The organism is Bifidobacterium vespertilionis (assembly GCF_008698145.1).
In the GTDB taxonomy this organism is placed as follows: domain Bacteria; phylum Actinomycetota; class Actinomycetes; order Actinomycetales; family Bifidobacteriaceae; genus Bifidobacterium; species Bifidobacterium vespertilionis.
Genome location: NZ_RZNZ01000023.1, coordinates 1 through 21,118 on the forward strand (window position 1 = coordinate 1; position 21,118 = coordinate 21,118).

Annotated in this window: 16 protein-coding genes, 2 tRNA genes and 1 pseudogene; 3 read left to right on the plus strand and 16 right to left on the minus strand. The window is 59.5% G+C overall.

Translation table 11 applies throughout. The annotated features are described in order from the left end of the window. Window positions 1-1,163: 1,163 nt before the first annotated feature. The 16 genes from EMO90_RS11555 to EMO90_RS11630 all read right to left on the minus strand — a co-directional run bounded on the left by EMO90_RS11555 (window position 1,164) and on the right by EMO90_RS11630 (window position 19,242). Window positions 1,164-1,237: transfer RNA gene (locus EMO90_RS11555), tRNA-Arg, on the minus strand. 69 nt (window positions 1,238-1,306) lie between these two features. Continuing rightward, window positions 1,307-1,380, minus strand: a tRNA-Arg gene (locus tag EMO90_RS11560). A 117-nt stretch (window positions 1,381-1,497) separates the two neighbouring features. Continuing rightward, a complete protein-coding gene (gene clpX / locus EMO90_RS11565) occupies window positions 1,498-2,844 on the minus strand; it encodes an ATP-dependent Clp protease ATP-binding subunit ClpX (protein WP_150354885.1) in 1,347 nt (448 codons plus the stop codon). 162 nt (window positions 2,845-3,006) lie between these two features. After that, a complete protein-coding gene (locus EMO90_RS11570) occupies window positions 3,007-3,654 on the minus strand; it encodes an ATP-dependent Clp protease proteolytic subunit (RefSeq protein ID WP_150354886.1) in 648 nt (215 codons plus the stop codon). Between the two features lie 23 nt (window positions 3,655-3,677). Then, window positions 3,678-4,280, minus strand: a complete 603-nt coding sequence (locus EMO90_RS11575; protein WP_150354917.1) for an ATP-dependent Clp protease proteolytic subunit — start codon at window positions 4,278-4,280, stop codon at window positions 3,678-3,680. Between the two features lie 63 nt (window positions 4,281-4,343). Continuing rightward, window positions 4,344-5,786 (minus strand): chloride channel protein, encoded by a 1,443-nt coding sequence (locus EMO90_RS11580; RefSeq protein ID WP_150354887.1) that lies wholly within the window; start codon window positions 5,784-5,786, stop codon window positions 4,344-4,346. 51 nt (window positions 5,787-5,837) lie between these two features. Further along, window positions 5,838-7,352, minus strand: a complete 1,515-nt coding sequence (locus tag EMO90_RS11585; RefSeq protein ID WP_150354888.1) for a type IIL restriction-modification enzyme MmeI — start codon at window positions 7,350-7,352, stop codon at window positions 5,838-5,840. A 114-nt stretch (window positions 7,353-7,466) separates the two neighbouring features. Beyond that, window positions 7,467-8,852 carry a trigger factor gene (tig, locus tag EMO90_RS11590; RefSeq protein ID WP_150354889.1) on the minus strand — a complete coding sequence of 462 codons (1,386 nt, stop codon included), beginning with the start codon at window positions 8,850-8,852 and terminating at the stop codon, window positions 7,467-7,469. Window positions 8,853-8,904: 52 nt separating this feature from the next. Beyond that, window positions 8,905-10,245 (minus strand): HRDC domain-containing protein, encoded by a 1,341-nt coding sequence (locus tag EMO90_RS11595; protein WP_150354890.1) that lies wholly within the window; start codon window positions 10,243-10,245, stop codon window positions 8,905-8,907. Continuing rightward, window positions 10,226-10,954 carry a DUF3000 family protein gene (locus tag EMO90_RS11600; RefSeq protein ID WP_223849847.1) on the minus strand — a complete coding sequence of 243 codons (729 nt, stop codon included), beginning with the start codon at window positions 10,952-10,954 and terminating at the stop codon, window positions 10,226-10,228. Before EMO90_RS11600 ends, EMO90_RS11595 begins: the two co-directional genes overlap by 20 nt. A 152-nt stretch (window positions 10,955-11,106) precedes the next feature. After that, a complete protein-coding gene (gene pflA, locus EMO90_RS11605; RefSeq protein ID WP_150354891.1) occupies window positions 11,107-11,988 on the minus strand; it encodes a pyruvate formate-lyase-activating protein in 882 nt (293 codons plus the stop codon). Window positions 11,989-12,100: 112 nt separating this feature from the next. After that, window positions 12,101-14,476: a formate C-acetyltransferase gene (gene pflB / locus EMO90_RS11610; RefSeq protein ID WP_150354892.1), complete on the minus strand. Its 2,376-nt coding sequence runs from the start codon at window positions 14,474-14,476 to the stop codon at window positions 12,101-12,103. Between the two features lie 182 nt (window positions 14,477-14,658). Then, the gene (locus EMO90_RS11615) at window positions 14,659-14,859 is read right to left on the minus strand and encodes a hypothetical protein (RefSeq protein ID WP_150354893.1); all 201 of its coding nucleotides are present in this window, start codon (window positions 14,857-14,859) and stop codon (window positions 14,659-14,661) included. Window positions 14,860-14,974: 115 nt separating this feature from the next. Next, window positions 14,975-16,690, minus strand: a complete 1,716-nt coding sequence (locus tag EMO90_RS11620) for an NAD+ synthase (protein ID WP_150354894.1) — start codon at window positions 16,688-16,690, stop codon at window positions 14,975-14,977. A 78-nt stretch (window positions 16,691-16,768) separates the two neighbouring features. Continuing rightward, entirely contained in the window at window positions 16,769-18,043 is a 1,275-nt protein-coding gene (locus tag EMO90_RS11625) for an MFS transporter (RefSeq protein ID WP_223849848.1), read from the minus strand. Between the two features lie 2 nt (window positions 18,044-18,045). Then, on the minus strand, window positions 18,046-19,242 hold the full coding sequence (locus EMO90_RS11630) for a radical SAM/SPASM domain-containing protein (protein ID WP_150354896.1): 1,197 nt from the start codon (window positions 19,240-19,242) through the stop codon (window positions 18,046-18,048). 483 nt (window positions 19,243-19,725) lie between these two features. On the opposite strand from EMO90_RS11630, the gene EMO90_RS11635 reads away from it, so the two are divergent. The 3 genes and pseudogenes from EMO90_RS11635 to EMO90_RS12635 all read left to right on the plus strand — a co-directional run bounded on the left by EMO90_RS11635 (window position 19,726) and on the right by EMO90_RS12635 (window position 20,997). Then, the gene (locus tag EMO90_RS11635; protein ID WP_150354897.1) at window positions 19,726-20,028 is read left to right on the plus strand and encodes a hypothetical protein; all 303 of its coding nucleotides are present in this window, start codon (window positions 19,726-19,728) and stop codon (window positions 20,026-20,028) included. 233 nt (window positions 20,029-20,261) lie between these two features. Further along, window positions 20,262-20,393, plus strand: a pseudogene (locus tag EMO90_RS12630) (ISL3 family transposase); the annotation flags it as partial. Between the two features lie 46 nt (window positions 20,394-20,439). Next, a complete protein-coding gene (locus EMO90_RS12635) occupies window positions 20,440-20,997 on the plus strand; it encodes a transposase (RefSeq protein WP_263390676.1) in 558 nt (185 codons plus the stop codon). Window positions 20,998-21,118 lie beyond the last annotated feature (121 nt).

The following is a 21,118-nucleotide window of genomic DNA, read 5'->3' on the forward strand; positions in this document are numbered from 1 at the left end:
GTACGACAAGCCCAGTGAAAGGATCCTCGCGCTCATCAACGCCTCATGATATGATCGCGTCATCGCGAAGACCACCGTTCGAGGTGGCAAATCACTCAGGTGTTGCAACCACCACTAAAATCCGCCGCGGGGAAGTTAAGGATCCTTCGACTCCGCGCTGCGCGCTGCGCTCAGGATGACGGGAGGAGAGTGTGCTTCGCTCAGAATGACGGAAGGCGCCCCACGTCATCCTGAGCGAAGCGAAGGATCCTTGGCCATTACGCACCAAAGTCATCATGCAGGAAGGTTAAGGATCCTTCGCTTACGCTCAGGATGACAGAAAGCGGCTCTCGACGTCACCCTGAGCACTGAGCCGTAAACGGACAACCCCTCATGTCGAACGCATGGGCGGGCGTGTGGCTGGGGGTGAGTTGTGACTGGGCGTGTGACATGGCGTGCCCATTCCCGGTCACAGGGATTTCAAAATGGCTTTATTTCAACGATTCCGACACCCCGTGACCGGGCGTGCCCACACCATGTCACACTCCCGGTCACATCGCACGCCATGTCACGCTCCCGGTCACACACCACGTCACGTTGAATTCCGAAATCGGCACAATCTGCCCAGTTCTTGCCCGGCTCGCGCCCGATCTGCCCAGTTCTCGCCCAGTTGCGCCGCAAACTGGGCAGATCGGGCCTCTCGCCGCGCAAACTGGGCAGATCATGCCGTCTGGAGGCCGAAAATCGGTCGCAGAATACCGGATCTGCCCAGTTTGCGAATCCAGTGTCCCGATTTGCCCAGTTTGCGGGCGGAACAGTGTGGTTGGGCATCGCAGGGCACACTCCCAACGTCATTCTGGGCGAAGCGAAGGATCCTTGGTTTTTCTGCACTGTAACTTTGTGTGGAATGGCGAAGGATCCTTCGACTGCGCGCTGCGGTGTTCGGCTGCGCCGGACCGTCGCCGCCTTGGCGGCGGCTCCCATCGCCTACGGACAGCCCACCGGGCTGTCCGCTTCACGGCTCAGTGCTCAGGATGACGTTCTTCCCCGGTCCTCCCAAGCGGGTCACCCATCCTGAGCAAAGCGAAAGCTACGCTCCGCTCAGGATAACCGCGCTGTACTCAGGATGACAAAGCAGCAAAATTGGAAAGCCCTCACTTCCATTCGGAGGTGAGGGCTTATCGTGCGCCAGACAGGATTCGAACCTGCGACCTGCTGATCCGTAGTCAGCTGCTCTAATCCGCTGGGCTACTGGCGCATGCTACCTGTTGATAGCTTCCTTTTCAGGAAAGAATCCCCACGCACTGCCGCACATGAGGACCCAACGTGCGCCAGACAGGATTCGAACCTGCGACCTGCTGATCCGTAGTCAGCTGCTCTAATCCGCTGGGCTACTGGCGCATGTTGACCATCTGAACGAGCACCTCTTTCGAAGTGCTTCCTTCAGGCAACTCGAATACAATAACGCATATGCCCCATATGCGCAAACATCGGCGTGTTGCCCGGAATTCCAACGTTTTACGCCACGTGCTGGTCGAACGGCACATCGATCGGGGCATCAATCAGCCCCTCCGCCGGCGCGTCCCCCATCACCAGCTGCGGCAGCCTGCGCCCCGCCACGGCATCGGCGTCCACCACCACGCGCGCCACGCCGGAGAGATCCGGCAGGCGGAACATCGTGTCCTCCAGCGTCTTCTCGATGATCGAGCGCAGCCCTCGCGCACCGGTCCCTTGGCTGATCGACTGCTCGGCGATCGCACCAACGGCGTCATCGGTGAAGACCAGATCCACGTCATCGGCGGCGAACAGCTTGCGGTACTGCTTGGTCAGGGCGTTGGCGGGCTCGGTGAGGATCACCTTGAGATCGTCCACGGTGAGTTCCTGCAACACGCTGTGCACGGGCATGCGGCCAATGAATTCGGGCAGCAGGCCGAACTCGGCCAGATCGTCCGCGTTGGCTTGGGCGAGCAGATCATGTTCGCTCACCTCCTGATCGCGCCACGAGGCTCCGAAGCCGCTTTCGTGACGACCCAGCCGGGTGGAGACGATGTCCGTGAGCCCCACGAAGGCGCCGCCGCAGATGAAGAGGATGTCGCGTGTGTCGATCTGCACCACATCCTGCTCCTTGTGCTTGCGCGTGCCGTCCACCGGCACGGAGGCGAGCGTGCCTTCGAGGATCTTGAGCAGCGCCTGCTGGACGCCCTCGCCGGACACATCGCGCGTCAGGGACGTGTTCTCCCCGCTTTTGCGGGCGATCTTGTCGATCTCGTCGATGTACACAATCCCATGCCTGGCCCGGTCCACATCGCCGTCGGCGGCCTGCAGGAGACGCTGGAGCACGGTTTCCACATCATCGCCCACATAGCCGGCCTCGGTGAGCGTGGTGGCGTCACAGATCACGAACGGCACGTGCATCACGCGCGCGAGCGTCTGGGCGAGGTAGGTTTTGCCCACGCCGGTGGGTCCCATGAGCAGGATGTTCGACTTGGCCACCTCCACGTCCGCCAGCGGGTCGGCCCGATGCGCTCCGGCCTGACGGGCGAGCGACCGCGCGGAGTCGGCGAGTTCCATGTTCACGCGCTTGTAGTGGTTGTACACGGCCACGGCGAGCGTGCGCTTGGCGGCCTCCTGCCCCACCACGTACCGGTTGAGGTAGTCGAAGATCTCATGCGGGCGGGGCAGCGAGATGGCGTTCTGGCGGGCGTCCTCGGCGCGCGTGTCGGAGATGATGGACACGCACAGCTCGATGCACTCGTCGCAGATCGCGCAGGTGGGCCCGGTCACGAGCTTCCTGACCTGCCGCTCGGTTTTGCCGCAGAACGCGCAGCGCGGCGCATCCTCGTTGTAGCTGATCACACGACCCATCGGCGATCCTCCCTGACTTCCCTGAATCCCTGGTCTCTCCCGCGCCTCGCCCGGGGCCGAGCGCCGAACATTCTGCGCCCATCCCGTCGCCTTCCCGGCGCCCGGATACGCGAAAGGCCCGCATATCCCCATTGTATTGGGGAATGCGGGCCCGATAGCCGACTACTTGCGGTGTTCGAGCACCTCGTCGACGATGCCATACTCCTTGGCCTGCGGGGCCGTGAGGATGGTGTCCACCTCAATGTCCTTGCGGATCTTCTCGGGGCTCTGGCCGGTGTGCTTGGCCAGCGTGTTCTCGAGCCATTCGCGCAGGCGGATCATTTCCTTGGCCTGCAGCTCGATCTCGGTGGCCTTGCCGAAGTCCTGGCCCATGGCAGGCTGATGGATGAGCACGCGGGCGTTCGGCAGCATCAGGCGCTTGCCGTGCGCGCCGGCGGCCAGCAGGATCGCGGCGGCGGAGGCGGCCTGGCCCAAGCACACGGTGGCCACGTCCGGCTTGATGTACTGCATGGTGTCGTAGATGGCGGTCATGGCCGTCATCGAGCCGCCGGGCGAGTTGATGTACATCATCACGTCGCGGTTCGGGTCCTGGGACTCGAGCACGAGCAGCTGGGCCATGATGTCGTCCGCGGAGGTGTCGTCCACCTGGACGCCCATGAAGATGATGCGGTCCTCGAACAGACGGGTGTACGGATCCTGGCGCTTGTAGCCGTACGGGGTCTTTTCCTCGAACTGCGGCAGGATGTAGCGGGCCTGCGGACCGGCGAGACGCTGGGCGCGGGCTACGAAACGGGCTTCTTCGCTTGCCATTGGTGTGTTGCTCCCCTCTTGGCTCAGGCGTTCTGGCCGTTGGACTGCGCGGCGTTCATGGAGCCGGCGTTGGTGACGAGCTTGTCCACAAAGCCGTACTCAAGGGCCTGCTGCGCGGTGTACCAGTGGTCGTATTCGTTGTCGCGGTAGATCTCCTCCACCGTGTGGCCGGTCTGCTCGGCCGTGAGCTCGGCCATGGTGCGCTTCATGTCCATGATCAGCTCGGCGTTGATGCGCACATCCGTGGTGGTGCCGCCCACGCCGCCGGAGGGCTGGTGCATGAGCACGCGGGCGTGCGAGGTCAGGAAGCGCTTGCCCTTGGTGCCGGAGCTCAGCAGGAACTGACCCATGGAGGCGCACATGCCCAGGCCCACGGTGGCCACGTCCGGCTCGATGAGCTGCATGGTGTCGTAGATGGCCATGCCGGCGGTGATGGAGCCGCCCGGGGAGTTGATGTACAGCCAGATGTCCTTCTTCGGATCCTCGGCGGCCAGCATAAGCATCTGGGCGCAGATGCGGTTGGCCATCGCGTCGGCCACCTCTTCACCCAGCCAGATGATGCGGTCCTTCAAGAGGCGGTTGAAAATCGGATCCATGGGGCCCGCGGGCGCATCCTCGCCGGCCATCATGGGAAGGGTTGCAAAATCGCTCACCTTGTCTCCTTCATACTATGCACAAACATATCCATCCTACCGGTTCCAACCGACGCGGGTCCCGGTTTCGACCGTCTTTCGGCTCCCCGCGCAACGGTTGGCGCACGCGAGCATCCACTTGGAGACCAGCGCGGATGCGGCGACGGCAAGCCCCACCGGCACAAAGAACGCCATTGGCGCCTCCGTCAGCTCCATGACCAGGCACATCGCCATAAGCGGGGCTTGCTGCGAGGCGGACAGCAGCGCGGCGGCTCCGATCAGCGCACAGGCAGTGAGGGAATCCACGGGGAACGCGAACAGCCACAGCAGTCCCAGCATCGCGCCCAGCGTGGAGCCGAGGGCGATGCCCGGCTGGAGCACGCCGCCGGACGCGCCCGAACGGATCGTGAGCAGCGTGACCGCCGCCTTGGCCGCGAACGCGAGCGCCAGCACGCCCAGCATCGCCCACACCTGCGATTGCGAGGATGCGGTCCCCGCGTTGACCGTCCAGCCCGCATCCGGACCGGCGAGCAGCGTCCACGGCGAGGCGGCGGTCGAATCAGCCGACTGGACCGCGCCGGAGGCGGCTGAGGCATCGGACAGGAAAGCGCTGAAACCAAGCTGCGCGGTGGCGCGGCCGTTGCCCATCACCTCGGGCACGATGATCGCGACAGCGGCGGTGACGACACCCGCCAGCGGCATCCACCACAGGATCGCACGGCCCTTGGCCCTGTGGCTTTCCGCCCACGACGACCCCCTGCGGAACAGCGCGCCGGCCACGCCGCACGCCGCGCCGCACAGCAGCGCGAAGAGCATGAGGGTCGGCGTCGATTCCGGCTGCATGGCGGTCACGTCATAGAACGTATGGCGCCCCTTGATGGCGGTGGCCACAAACGCGGCGACGGATGACATGCCCAGTCCAAAGGCCACCTTCTCGATCGTCACGTCCGCCAGCAGGATCTCCACGGCGAAGAACATGCCCGCCAGCGGCGCATCGTATACGCCACCCAGACCCGCGCCGGCGGCCACGGCGACCACCATGCGCCGGTCAAGGCCGTTCTCCCCGTCGATGCGCAGCAGATCGCAGAAGCGCTGGGCAAGCATCGCGCCAAGCTCTCGCGGGGCGACCTCGCGGCCGATCGAAGCTCCGGAGCCCACGATGAAAATCTGCAGCACCACATGAACGATGGTCTGCCAGACCGGCATGCGGTCGCCCGCCACGGCCTTCTTGACCGAGGGCACCGCCTTGGCCCTGCCGCGCAGCAGATACCATGCGACACCGGCGATCGTCAGGCCCGCGACCACCGAGACGCCTCTGCGCACGGCGGGCACGGCGAACGGCCCGGGCATGCCCGCACCTTCCATGTAGCCGAGCATCACGTGCTCAACGCCGTACAGCAACAGCGTCAACAGCCCCGCACCGGCGCCGATCAGCGCGCCCAGCACGACGACGGCCGCCGCAATCCAGCCAAGACGTGCGATGTCTGTGGTTCTCTGCATGTTCGTTCCTCAACGGGGTTTCGTGATTCCAGGAATCATCCAATCCATGAATTAGAAAGAAAGATGCATATTACTATGTTTCTTAACAATTTCACTATCCCATTTCCTTTTCTTAATATAAGATACAGCAAAAGCAAAGTTATTAAATTCATCCCCAAAAGAGAGACCTGAAGATTTAAATCGTTGAGATAGCAAAGCATCATTCTCGCAATCAGTGAAATAATCCACTATACTTATAAAATTTATTGTCTTATTTGAATAAGAAGTCCAATAATTCTTAAAATGAAGCATTAACCATGCATTCACGTAAGATGGCGCATCACACACTACAACTGATGACTCAGAAAGAATATTCAAAATTTTATTCTGCAAAGAAACATTCTCACTAAATATTTTTTTATCGTGCAACACGCGGGAGTAAAATTTTTCGCCAACATAATGATTATCTTCATCGTATTCAGGTTCTCTTTTAGTTAGATAACCTTTCTTAAATGAAAAACATTTATACGATTCATCATATATATCAATAGATACCACAGAACTACCTTCCGGATAATCTCCGGGTATGTGCAGCATAACAACCTTTGATAAATTGTACTGAATTTCATCCAAATCAGCAGGATTTATTTTTTTATAAGATGGCCAATACCTTTTTTTATCCAATTTAGGCATGCCTACAAGAGGGGAAATTAACGTATTCCATTCCACGAGATCTATTAAAGCAGCACTATAACCCTTAAGCTCGTCCAAAGTTAGGGAGCCTTCAGCCAATTTTTCCCAAGCTGCATACAGTGCAAGGCGGGTTTCAATACAATCCTTATAAATCTGTTTTCGATCACGATAAAGCCACACCCAGTTACCTTTGTCACATTTTTTCATACATGTAGCTCTTACCTGAGCGATCCTCAGAATCTCTTGTGTATCCAATTTTTGAAAGCTATAATTGTCAACATTTGCATTCACTCGGGTACAATAATCCAATTGTTTTTCATTTATTTGATTTTGTTTTTTTGTTATTTCACGTAAGATACCTAAATTACTCCTTAGGTTCTTCAACGTGAAAACTTTAAACGGTTTACCTTTTCCTTCAGCAATGCATCTTTTATTATATAATCTAAATTCCTTAAAATTACATATACATACATAATTAACACTAGGCTTATTGTCTAGATCATATACATAACGAAAAGCTTGCTGTTGCGGCGTAACGTCCCACCCCTGCCTGCTCTCTGGTCGATCTAAATCAATTGATGCGCTTTTTTGCTCAATTAAAAGACCAGAACATGGCCAAAATACATCAATTAGACCACCCTTAGGAGTTTGCATTTCAAAACGAATTTGTTGTGAAACATTTTCACAACCAAGGAGTTCTAACAAGTTTATCCAAAAAGGATGTGTGTCGGATTTCTCAGATCCCCTTCCACTCCATACCTCAATAAAAGTCTCTATGCTATCTCCCTTTTTTATAAGGAAGCCATTATTCTCTTTTAGAAAAGATGTCCCACATACAAAACAACTGGAGAAAGAATCTCTATTAGATGAGCCACAATGTTCACAGATTTTCACTATATCTCTCTATCTTAGATGCCAATATACAAAATGGAGCCAATGCATGATACATTGGCTCCATTTGTCAAGCTGCAATCAAGTAAAACAACTTATTACTGATATTACACTAATCTACTCAGCAGCCGGCTTCTCGTCGTCCTGCTTGGCGATCTCGTCGGCCACGGCGGCAGCGGCGGAAGCGGCCTCGACGGACTGCTCCTCCTCTTCCTCGGCGGCCTCGCCCAGGAACTTGGACAGGTCGAGCGCGTTGCCCTCGGTGTCCTTGAAGGTGACGGCCTTCATGCCGGCGACCATGCCCTTGGAACGGCCGACTTCCTGCACGGCGGAGCCGATCTGGCCGTTCTGGATGATGGCCTGGATGAAGCGGTTCGGATCCATGCCGTACTGCTGGGCGATGGAGGCGAGGAACTGGAAGACCTCGTTCTGGGAGACCTTCACGTCCATCTTCTCGGCGAGGGCGTCGAGGACCATCTGGTCGCGCAGTTCCTTCTCGACGGTCTCCTCGGCTTCCTTCTTCTGCTCGTCGGTGGCCTTATCCGGATCGGCGGTCACGTTCTTGAGCTGCTGCTCGACCATCTCGGCCTTGACGCCCTTGGGCAGCGGGATATCCAGGCCGTCCTGAATCTTCGCGATGAAGGCGTCGCGGGCGTCGGTGGCCTGACGGGCCTCGAGATCGGACTCGCACTGCTTGCGGATGTCCGCCTTGAGCTCGTCGAGGGTGTCGAACTCGGAGGCCTCCTGGGCGAAGTCGTCGTTGAGCTCCGGGAGCTCCTCGGACTTGACGGAGTTGACCTTGACCTTGACCAGGGCCTGCTCGCCCTCGTGGTCGCCGCCCTGCAGGGTGGACTCGAAAGTGGTCTCCTCGCCGGCGGACAGGCCCTCAAGGGCCTCGTCGATGCCGTCCAGCATGGTGCCGGAGCCCAGCTCGTAGCTCACGCCCTCCTGGGAGTCGACGGCCTCGTCGTTGATGGTGGCGGTCAGGTCGATGTTGGCGAAATCGCCCTTGGCGGCCGGGCGGTCCACGCCCACCAGGGTGCCGAAGCGCTGGCGCAGGTTCTCCAGGCGCTTGTCCACGTCCTCATCGGAGACGGAGGGCTTGGCGACCTCGATCTCCAGGCCGTTGAGCTCCGGCAGCTCGATGTCCGGGCGACGCTCGACGGTGGCCACGAACTTCAGCTTGGTCTCGTCCTTGGCGGAGGTGGGCACCTCCTGGACGTCCAGCTCCGGCTGGGCCATGGGGTGGATCTGCTTCTCCTCAAGAGCCTTGGAGTACAGCTCCGGAACCGCGGCGTTCACGGCCTCGCTGGCAACGGCGCCGAAGCCGATGCGCTGGTCGATGATCTTGCCGGGCACGTGACCCTTGCGGAAGCCGGGGATGTTGACCTGCTTGCCGATCTCCTTGCGGGCGGCGTCGAGGTACGGGTTGAACTCCTCGGTGTCAACGGTGACGGTGAGCTTCACCTTGGTCGGCTCGAGGTTACGAACGCTGATTTTCACGCTTACGCTCCAATTATTCTTGAAACCATACAGTTCTGCCAAAAGGCAACCGTTACATGATAGCGCGGGTCACGGACGCGGCGATCAAATCCACCTGCCAACGCCTGGCGCCCTGCCCGTGGAGGAATTCGGCGACGTCCCTGGAGCGGATGTCATCGGTCCAGCACAGGTTGCGGATCAGCTGCGGCTTGACGATCACATCCGCCGGCGTGCGGGTGTCGTCGGCGATCTGGTTGATCACCTTGCGCGCGGCCTGCAGACGGGCGTAGCGGGCCGGATGGTGATCCTGCCAGTAGCGCATGGATCGGGGGGCGTTGCCCTCATCGTTGCCGGACGGCGGGGACACGGGCAGATCGGCCGCCCTGAGGGCCAGAGCCTCGGCGATCGCATCCTTCCACACCACGGGTTTCACTTCCCGCTGAATCGGCGCATACCGCTCGAACATCTTGTCCTGCTCACCGCCGGTGTGCACGCGCACACGCTCGTTGAGGGAGCGGATAGCGCGGAACTCGCGGGCATTGCGCGGCTTGCGCTGGGCAGCCTCGATGATCGCCGCATCGGGCAGCAGCAGGCTGGGCGCGATGTCGTAGTGCCGGGCGATCTCATCGCGTCGGGTCCACAGTCCGCGCGCCACGGCCAGACCGCGCTGGTCCCTTGCCAGCGCATTGATGTGCGAGATGTGCCGCCACGGCTGAACCGGGCGTTCCTTGGGCTCCATGCCCTTGGCCAGCAGGTAGGAGAACTCCTCGCGGGCCCAGCCGTCCTTGCCCTGGCGCCTGAGCTCGGCGCCCATGCGGTCCTCCAGCTCGATGAGCAGCTCCACGTCCAAAGCGGCGTAGTTGCGCCAATCGCGCGGCAGCGGACGGTAGGACCAGTCGGCGGCCGAATGCTCCTTGGCCAGCGTGAGCCCCAGATAGTGCTCGGTGACGGCGGCCAGACCGAAGCGGGACAGGCCGAGCAGCCGGGCGGCCATCTCGGTGTCGAACAGCGCCTTGGGACGCATGCCCAGATCCGCAAAGCCGGGAAGATCCTGCAGCGAATCGTGGATGATCCAAGCCGAATCTCCCACGGCCAGATTGAAATCGGCCCAGTTGGCGCCTTGCTCCGCCAGAACCACGGGATCGACGAGTGCGATGCCCGCGCCTTCGCGCTTGAATTGCACCAGCCAATCCTCATGCCCGTAGCGGAATCCGGACGCCCGCTCCGCATCGGCGGCCACGGATCCGTCCGCCATGGCGAAGCGTAGGATCATGCGGCGGAAATCGTCCAGGGTCGTGATGACCTCCGGCACTCCCCCGCGAGGTTCCGCAAGCAAACGAGGCTCATCGGCGACGTTCACGACTGTGCTGCTCCTTGTTGTTCTGCCTTTACCGTCACAGGCCCGAATCGTCATGGATGGCCTCGGCCGCATCGTGCGCGAAACGCGCCCATGCGGCGACTTGCGCGCCAACGTCGGGATCCCGATCACCCATGGTGGCAGGAGTCCATGACACCCGCACCTCAAAGCCCAATGTCCGCACCGGGGCTCCCGGTCCCGCGCCCGCAGACGTCCCTGCAGTCCCGTCGCCGGCAAGAGCGCCATACCCCGCATTGCGCGTGATCGTCACCGTGCCGGCCGGATCGACGGCCTCCACGGATTCGAGGGATTGGGTCACCGCATCCCACACCATGTCCGCCGCAAGGGCATCGTGGGCCGGGCCGGGCAGGGGCGCACAGACGAAGGCCGCGCAACGCCAGTGCGATCGCCAGGCCTTGCGCGGCTCAAGATCGTACAGGGTCATGATCCAGCCGGAGATCCCCGACCGGATTGCGTCACCGTATCCCGGCTCATCGAGGGGCACGCCCAGCCCGACGCCGATCCCGTAATCGGCCAATCGCCGCGGGACGGGGATCTCCCGGTACTGCACGCCGTCGATGTGCATCATGCGCCGCACGGATTCCACGGCACGCAGCACCTCGTCCGGCACATCGGCATGCGCCTGCGCAGGGGCGGCTTCGGTTCGACCGTACGACTCCTGCGTCATCCGACCCGCCGTATCCGCCGCGTCCGCCGCTGCGATGCCATCGATGGCACCGGCGGGAAACTGGTAAATGTCGGCCATGATTCAAGGCTAAATGGCGAATGGTCGGTTTGCGCGCATTTTACGCGGATGCATGCAGCGTGTCGAACGGCATTTCCATGTCCGCCTTCCGTTTGCGTGAAGATAAAACGGAACAGCCCCCTATGCAAGGGGGCTTGTTCAACGCTGGACCGTCAGTAGACCGTCAGACCATAGTCCTTGAACTGGTTGGCCACGCGCTCGCGCAGCTTGGCCGACGGACCCTTCTGGTTCTCCAGCGGGTACGGGATGCGCATCTCATGCCACTTCGGACGACCAAGCTGGTGGAAGCCGAGCACATCCACGTGCTCCAGCGCGTCGCCGAAGGACTTGCAGATTCTCGCCACCTCGTCCACGTTCTCCTCGGAGTCCGTGAGACCGGGGACGAGCACGAAGCGCACCCAAATCTTCTTGCCGCGATCACGCAGGCGATGGCCAAACTCGATGGTCGGTGCCAGCGTGCCGCCGGTGACCTCCTTATAGGTCTCCTCATTGCCGGACTTGACGTCCAGCAGGCACAGGTCGATGTCGTCGATCATCTCGTCCGTGTAGTTGGCGTTGAGGAAGCCGGAGGTGTCCAGGCAGGTGTGCACTCCCATCTCCTTGGCTGCATGGAACACGCGGGAGACGAAGGCGGGCTGCATCATGGACTCGCCGCCGGAGAACGTGATGCCGCCGCCGGTGGCCTTGAACAGGTCCTTGTAGCGATCGACCTTTTTGATCATCGCATCCAGATACACGGGCTGGCCGTCGCGCATCTTCCAGGTGTCGGGGTTCTGGCAGTACTGGCAGCGCAGCGGGCAGCCGCTCATGAAGACGGTCATGCGGGTGCCCGGGCCGTCGACGGAGGTGTTGATGTCCCACGAGTGGACGAAGCCGACGTCGCCGGAGCGCAGCGCCTTGATGCGGTCGCGACGGTCGAGGCCGATCGGGGATTCGAATCCGGAGAGGCCACCCATCAGCGTCTGGCTGGCGTACTCCTTGGATTCCTTGAGCATGTGCCGGGTTGTGGTGCGGAACTGGGTGGTTTCAGACATCCTTGTCCTTTCTGCCGAATCTTCGGAAGTCATAAAGTCTGGAATACAAAAGGGGCGGGACCGATTATAGTCCCGCCCCTTAGGTTCTACCGTTTACGCGGTTCTACCGAGATCAGTCGGTGACGGAGCCCTGGTGGAACGTACGGGAGATGACGTCGAGCTGCTGCTCCTTGGTGAGCTTGACGAAGTTCACCGCGTAGCCGGAGACGCGCACGGTCAGGTGCGGGTACTTCTCCGGGTGCTCAACGGCGTCCTCCATGGTCTCCTTGCGCAGAACGTTGATGTTCGCGTGGTAGAGGCCGTGGCCGTTGCCGGCGTCCAAGATGCCGACCAGGTTGCCGATGCGCTCCTCCTCGTCGCGGCCAAGGCCATCAGGGGTGATGGTGTTGGTCAGCGAGATGCCGTCAAGAGCGTCGTTGTAGTCGATCTTGCCGACGGAGAACATGGACGGCAGCATGCCGTGGGAGTCCATGCCGTTCTCCGGGTTCGCGCCCGGGGCGTACGGGGTGCCCTTCTTGTGGCCGGACGGGAAGGAACCGGTGTTCTTGCCGTACTCGACGTTGGAGGTGATGGTCAGGATGGACTGGGTCGGGACGGCGCCACGGTACACGGGCAGACGCTTGACCTGGCCCATCACAGTGGAGACAACCCACTTGGCGATGGAGTCGGCGCGATCGTCGTCGTTGCCGTAGATCGGGAACTCGCCCTCGGTGCGGTAGCCCACGACCAGATCGTCGTCGGCGCCCTCAACGTACTCGTACTCGTGACCCTCAAGGTTCTTGGCGTCCTTGTTGTAGATCGGGTACACCTTGGCGTACTTGCAGGCGGACAGCGAGTCGGCGGCGATGGACAGACCGGACATACCGCAACCAAGGGTACGGTACACTTCCTTGTCGTGCAGAGCCATCTCGATGGACTCGTAGGCGTACTTATCGTGCATGTAGTGGATGATGTTCAGGGCCTTGACGTAGGTCTCGGACAGCCACTCCAGAGCCTTCTCGTAGTTGGCCTTGACCTTCTCGTAGTCCAGGGTGCCGTCGGCTTCCGGAGCGATCGGCTCGATGACGCCCTTGTCGATGACCTGCATGCCGGTCATCTCATCGCGACCACCGTTGATGGCGTACAGCAGGGCCTTGGCGGAGTTCACGCGGGCGGCGAAGAACTGCATCTGCTTGCCAACGCGCATCGGGGAGACGCAGCAGGCGATGGCGGCGTCGTCGCCCCAGTGAGAACGAATCTGCTTGTCGGACTCGTACTGGATGGCGGAGGTGTCGATGGAGATCTTGGCGCAGAAGCGCTTGTAGCCTTCCGGCAGCTTCGGATCCCAGAAGATGGTGATGTTCGGCTCCGGGCCAGGTCCAAGGTGCTCAAGGGTCAGGGTGTTGAGCAGACGGAAGGAGGTCTTGGTGACCAGAGCGCGGCCGTCATCGGCGAAGCCGGCGTCGGACCAAGTCGCCCAGTAGGGGTCACCGGAGAAGATGTTGTCGTAGTCCTTGGTGCGCAGGAAGCGGACGATGCGCAGCTTCATCACGATGTTGTCGATGATCTCCTGAGCATCGGTCTCGGTGATGAGGCCGTTCTTCAGATCGCGCTCGAAGTAGCAATCGAAGAAGGCGGAGTTGCGGCCGAAGGACATGGCGGCGCCGTCCTGGGACTTGATGGAGGCCAGGTAGCCCATGTAGGTCCACTGAACGGCCTCGTGAGCGTTCTGAGCCGGGCGGGACAGGTCCAGACCGTACTCGGCGCCAAGCTTGATGAGCTGCTTCAGGGCCTTGATCTGCTCGTCGTGCTCCTCACGGAAGCGGATCCAGTGCTCGATCTCCGGCTCAGTGAAGTCGTTGCGGTAGGGGATGGAGTCCTTGTCGCGCTGCTTGAACTTGATCAGGGTGTTGACACCGTACAGGGCGACACGACGGTAGTCGCCGATGATGCGGCCACGGCCGTACGCATCCGGCAGACCGGTGAGGATCTTGTTGTGGCGGGCGATCTTGATGTCCTTGGTGTAGACACCGAACACGCCGTCGTTGTGGGTCTTGCGGTAGGTCGTGAAGATCTTCTTGATCTCAGGATCGACTTCCTTGCCGGCCTCCTTGATGGCCTGCTCGACCATACGCCAGCCGCCGTTCGGCATCATGGCGCGCTTGCAGGGGACGTCGGTCTGCAGGCCGACGATCACGTTGTCGACCTCCGGGGAGTCAATGTAGCCAGCCGGGAAGGCGGTGATGCCAGCCGGGGTGTGGGTGTCCACGTCGTAGACGCGCTGCTTGCGCTCGACAGCCAGGTAGTTGTCGTCGAGGTACTTCCACAGGTGCTTGGTCTTCTCAGTGGCGTTCGCCAGGAAGGAAGCATCGCCCTCGTACGGGGTGAAGTTCTTCTGGATGAAGTCACGAACGTCGATATCCTTCTGCCAGTTACCCTCGGTGAAGCCAGCCCAGGCCTTGGCCTCGAGCTCTTCCTGAGAGACTGCGGTTTGTTCAACTGCTGCCATTACTCACTCCTTGGTGATTATCGTTGGCGCTTCCACGCGCCTCCGTCACTTGACTAGTGTAGCGGGAATTCTGAAAGAAATCCTCGGTTTTCCAGTGAGCTACCTCACATTTGTGAGTATTGTGACCGGAGTCACAGATGCCAATGTTTGCAACGGTTTTCGGGACCCGTGACTATTCCGGCTCAGTCCCCCGAGTGGTAGTCCGAGCCGTAGAACCTGCGGTCCTGCTCCTCCCACTTCGCATTGCGCTCCTTGACGATCTCCCACGCCCTCAGCGCATCCTCACGCGACTTGTACGGCCCCATCCGATGCTGCACCGGGGAGATCATGCCCAGCTCGGGCTGTTCGGTCACCGTATTGAAATACCACTGCTTGTCCGCCATCGTTCTGCTCCTTTTCCTCACGCATGCGATCGGCCTTGCGCATTGCATGCATATGAATGCGGCTCCCCGGTTTCGGGGAGCCGTGCATCCATCCATCAGCCTACTCGCAATCAGCCTACTCGCGGAATGCGCTAGTCACCGGCAGACGGCGATCGCGGCCGAACGCGAGGGCCGTCACCTTCGGTCCCAGCGGGTACTGGCGGCGCTTCCATTCGGCGCGGTCCACCAATCGCATCACCGTGTCCACGGTCTTAGCATCGAAGCCGTCCGCCAGCAGGTCCGCGCGGCCGTGCGCGTGCTCGATGTAGGCGGCCAGCACCTGATCGAGCAGCGCGTACTCGGGCAGGGAGTCGGAGTCCTTCTGGCCGGGCCGCAGCTCGGCGCTGGGGGCCTTGATGATCGAATTGACCGGGATCATCACGCCGGCCGCAAGCTGGACGCCGGGGCGGCCCTCCTCGTTGCCCACGACCTTGACGCCGCCCACGCCCACGCCGGCGGCCGCGGCCCTGTTGCGCCAACGGGACAGCTCCCACACGCGGGTCTTGAGCAGGTCCTTGATGGGCGCGTACCCGCCCACCGCGTCGCCGTAGATGGTGGAGTAGCCGCAGGCCAGCTCCGACTTGTTGCCGGTGGCCACGGCGAGCAGGCCTTTGGAGTTGGAGTAGGCCATCACGATCACGCCGCGGATGCGGGCCTGAAGGTTCTCGGCCGCCACGTCGTGCAGATCGAGCTGCTGCTGGAAGGCGTTGAACAGCGGCTCGATGGGCTGGACGTCGTAGTGGGCGCCGATGTTGCGGGCCAGATCGGCCGCATCGTCCTTGGAGCCGTCCGAGGAGTACATGCTGGGCATGGAGATGCCCCACACGTTGGATCCGCCGCAGGCGTCCGCGGCCATGGCCGCCACGAGGGCCGAATCGATGCCGCCGGACAAGCCCAGACACACGCCGGTGAAGTGGTTCTTGGCCATGTAGTCCTTGAGGCCCAGCACGCAGGCGGAATACACCTCCTCGTCCGGATCGAGCGCCGGGGCGATGTCCGCCGGCTCGGGGGTGCCGTCCGCCGCAAGCGTGAACAGGCTCAGATCCTCCACGAACTGCGGGGAGCGCTGGACCATCGTCCCGTCCGCGGCGAGCACGAAGGAGCCGCCGTCGAAGACCAGATCATCCTGGCCTCCCACCTGATTGACATAGATAATAGGAGCGTTCACCTCTGCCGCGCGCTTGGCCGCGATCTCCCGGCGCACGTGGGTCTTGCCCTCCTCGTAGGGGCTGCCGTTGATCGTGACGAGGATGTCGATCCCCTCGCGCGCGAGCTCGGCCACCGGACCGCCGTCCTGCCAGATGTCCTCGCAGATGGCCACGCCGAGCTTCACGCCCTCCACCTCGAAGGTGAGTGACTTCTCGCCGGGCGTGAAGATGCGGAATTCGTCGAACACGCCGTAGTTGGGCAGGAAGTGCTTGTCGTAGCCGGCCCACACCACGCCCTGATGCAGCACCACCAGGCGGTTGAGGGGCTTGGCCTCGCCGTGGGGGCCCGTGGCGTCCGCGGCCGTGCTGCCCACGGTGCCCGCCACCACGTACAGGTCGCCCAGTCCGTCGGAATCGAGCTCGACGGCCAGCCAGTTGGCCTTGTCCCACGCGGCCTTGCGGAACGTGGCGCGCAGGGCCAGATCCTCTATCGGATACCCGGTCAGCGTCATCTCGGGGAACACCACCACCTGCGCGCCACGCTTGGCGGCGCGGTGGGCGTACTCGAGGACCTTGTCGGCGTTGCCATCCAGATCACCCACGCAGGTGTCGATCTGGGCCAATGCAAAACGAATCTCACTCATGGATGACAGTGTAATTCGTTCCGGTGAACAGTTGCGGACGATTCCGGCAAGCGGGCCCAGGACGGCGACGGACTCCCCCTACAGCTTCGCATACCCCACGCGCTCGATGTATTCCTCCCACTGGTCCGGCTTCGGCATGCCCATCACGCCCCGGTACGTAAGGTACGGCAGCGAGAACACGACGACGCAGATCGCCAATGCGATGCAGGTTGCCTTCGTTCCCCAATAGTGGACCGCCAAACCGGACAGAAACGTGACCAAAGCCGCCAATCCGGATTCCAGCAGCGCTATGCCGGCGAAGATGCGGCCCATGTATTCCTTGCTGTACAGCAAGGCCGAAAAGCCGCCGCCCACCGCATTGCCGCACGGCAGCATGATCAGGGCTATGAAAAGGAACGCGCAGCGCAGCCACAGCGGCCCGGACAGGGCGGCGCCCAAGGAGCCAACGCCCATGAGCAGGAAGTACAGGAGAATAAGGACTCCTCCGTTGACGCGATCCACCACGCGGGAGGCGAACAGTGAGCCAACGAGTATGCCCAACGAAATGGACACGCCGAGCGTACTCGCCGACAGATACCCGTCGTTGTCCGCCTGCTGAAGCACCGCGATCAGCAGAATCGAGTTGAAGCATGCAGAGGTCATGGCGCTGGAGAACACGCCTCTGCGCTGGAAATCATCTTTGAGCAGCCAGATGATGCCGTCGAAGGCCCGTTTCCACAGCTCCCTGGAGGACTGACGCCGAGGCTGCGATCCATCCCCGTCCTTTTTCCAATAGCGCGTGATGCGTGAGGTGGCGACGGTCTGCATGAGCTCGCACACACCACACACCAAACACGGCAGCCATTGCGAAACCTGCATGAGGATCGAGGCGAGTGGGCCGCCGAGGATGTCGCACATCGAATCACGCGCGGAATTCGCAGCCATCGCCTTGGGAAGCTGATGGTCCGGGACGATGCCCCGCAGCATCACGTTCGTCGTGCTGCCGAGCAATCCGTCACGCACCGCAAGCACCACCACCGCCAACAGCAGCACCCACAATCCGGCGGATCCGGAATAACCCGCCGCGCCAAGCAGCACAAATACCAAGCAACCAACGACCCCTTCGATCATCAGCAGCTTCTTGCGGTCCGCCTGATCCTGAATCAATCCGCCCGGAATGCGCAGGCCCGTGACGATCCACTTGTTCAGACTCTCCAACAGCACCGCCGTCGATGGGGAGCCCGTCAATGCCTGCGCGATGAGCGGCATGAAGAATCCCTGCATGCTTTCCGAGATCGTCGTGCAGGTATCCGCCACGAACCACTTGCCGTAATCGGAGCCCTTCCAGAGGCTGTTTGTTTCGTCACTGCGCATTTTCACATTCCCCTTTGCGATAGTTTCATTTTTTCACGCCAACCTGTAAGCGTGCCTTCTAATGCTCCCAAAAGGAAAGAACACCCAACAGGAGACTTATTTGTGAAACGATGCGAAGCTGAAAATTCACCACCTGGGCAGCCACGACATATTCCTTGTAAAACACATCCATCACATTCTTGATGCAAAGAAGATGAACCTTGAAGTAAACTATCAATTACTGATTTTGGAACATTATCCTCATTTAAAGAATTTATATTATTTGACATTCTCCAGCGATCAGCTTCAGATAATAAGGTATAACATGGAACAACTGTACCATCTGCAGCAATAGTAATAGTTTGTTGTCCAAGCTGACACCATGATGTACCTAAATTTTCCTCAAACAGAATCGCAAGCATTTCCGTCATTAACGCATGCTTTGCCGGATATATTGAACTAACGGATTCGCGATACAATTCACTTGTATCAGAATATAGGGCGGAAAGAAATGCTGTAGATTCTGCCTCATCAGAATTTGTTAATGTATTTACATCAGGAACAACATGCACCCATTCAGCTTTTAATTCTTTAATTAAATAGTCAACAATGTCACCAATAGAGAACCCGTGTTGATACTCAAACAACGTATAAACACTCTCATAATTATTTATAATTATTCCTGAATCCTTATATTTATTTAGATTCTTCGTTATCAAATCATAGCTTCCTCTCCCATTTCGAAATTTTCTATATTTATCATGAATTTCCTTAGGCCCATCTATCGATACTGTAATATGAATATTATATTCTTTAATTATGTTAACATATATCTGACTATAAATCATCATGTTAGTAACTGTTGTAATAACAATATTCCGTTTTTGATTCTCACGAACGGCTTGACATACACCTTCAATAGCTCTTATATTCATAAACGGCTCGCCACCAAATAGTTTAATCTTTTTTAACGACGGAAACTTTTTGACAGCTTCAATTGTATACTTATACGCCTCTTCTTTTGTCATCCACCTACTCTCATGTCCATAAGAGCCTTGTCCCGCAAAACAGTAAGGGCAGGTAAGATTACATCCTTCTGATATGTTTAATACTAACTCTACGGGATCTAGTTTATACTGGTTATGAATCTCTGAGTTAACCAAGACATGTTTACGTATATATTTAAATATTTCTTTGTTTTCACTGGATATTGTGAACATAATCTACCTATTATAAATAAAACTGGTGTAGCTCTCTAAAAAAGCGAGCTACACCAATCATCTTATAACTCTCTACTCCTCAGCTGTAAGACCAGAGCAAAAGATACCACAGCTTTTATTATCGCCCTTGCCTACATTCATATATGCGTAACTCATTTCTTTAAACATGTCTTCCATGTTATTACTTCTTATATAATTTGCTGTTATGTTTTAACAGCAAATTATATTTTGCTTCCAATTAAAAAACTATCAAATCTACATATCCCCCTTTTGGGGGACAGCGTGTCTTCAAGCCAAAGTAATCGACACTATACTAAGTGATAGAATCGCATATACATATTTCAACCTTCACCAGATCATGTGGCAAGAAATCTCTTCTTGTCTTCGCCGAGACTTTCCGCGGGTGAGTGTGGTGCGCTGGGGGGCGTTCTCCTGTATGGTTTGTTTCCGCCAAGAAAGTAGAACCGGAACAAGGGAACGCCTGTGCCAACCATATCAGCCGGCGCGCTCAAGCGCATGCTCAGCCTGCCCTCCAACACCGTGGCCTCCACGCCCCGCGTCGAGGACGACCCGCATGGCGGGAGCGTCGTCATCGTGCCGGTGCGCCCGCACGCGCACGACATGGACCGGTGCGCCAGATGCGGCGGGCACGGCCGGTCGTACGACCGGTTGGGCGTGCGGCGCTGGCGCCACCTCGACCTCGGGTGCGCCAGGCTCCTGCTGGAGTACGCGCCGCCGCGCGTCACGTGCCGCAAGCAAGGGGTCACGATCGCGATGGCGCCGTGAGCGCGCAGGAGAAGAGCGCATACACGCGCGACTTCAAGCAGCAGGTCGCCTGACCGGGCGTGCACGCGCCCAGAAGCGCCATGTCGGCGCCGGTGCGCGTCGACTGGAAGAGCGTGGGCCCCGTATGCAAGAGGGTCGCCGACGACCTGCGGGCCGAACAGGGCGGAGGCCTGTTCGATCATCTGCGCTCCATCGGCGTGGACGAGACCAGTTACAGAAAGGGCCACAAGTACATGACGGTCGTCGTCGACCACGACCGCGGCAGGGTCGTATGGATGCACGAGGGCCACGGCCAGGGCGTCTTCCGCCTGTTCTTCGAGACGCCCGCCGAGGCGCAGCGCGCGTCCATCCGGGTCGCCGCCGGCGACGGGGCCCGGTGGATCGACTCTTGTATCGGGGAGTTCTGCCCGCATGCGGAGCGCATCCCCGGGCGGGTTCCACAACGTCAGCTGGGCCACCGACGCGCTCGACAAGGTACGCACCATGGTCTGGCGCGAAGCGCGGAGGACCGGCGAGGCCGGGAAAGGCGCGAAGGACCCGATCAAGGGCGCGCGCCGGGCCCTGCTGAAGAACGAAAGCGACCTGACCGCCGGGCAGAAGGCCCGGCTGGAGTACATCGCCGGCACGAACGAGACCCTCTGGAACACGTACAAGCCCAGGGAGGAGCTGCGCATGATCCTCCGGCAACCGGCCGACGAAGCCCGCGCCCTACTCCTGCGATGCAGTGGCAAGGCCGCCTCAAGCGGCATCGACCCGTTCACCGGACTCGGCGAGAAGATCGGCAGGCGCCGTGAGGACATCGTGCGGACCATCCGTTCCGGACTGTCCAACGCCAGGCTGGAGGCCGTGAACAACAAGATCAAGACCACCATCAAGATCGGCTACGGCTACCGCAACCTCAACAACCTCATCGCCCTCGTCATGTCCGAATGCGGCGGACTCGACCTCACACTCCCTGGACACCAATAACCAGTAGGAACAACCACTGACTCACACCCACACAAACACCCGAAGAGCCATAAAGATCGATATAATCACAAAATGTCCTTGGTTCATGAAATAATATAGCCAAGTTTTTTTAAGTATTAAT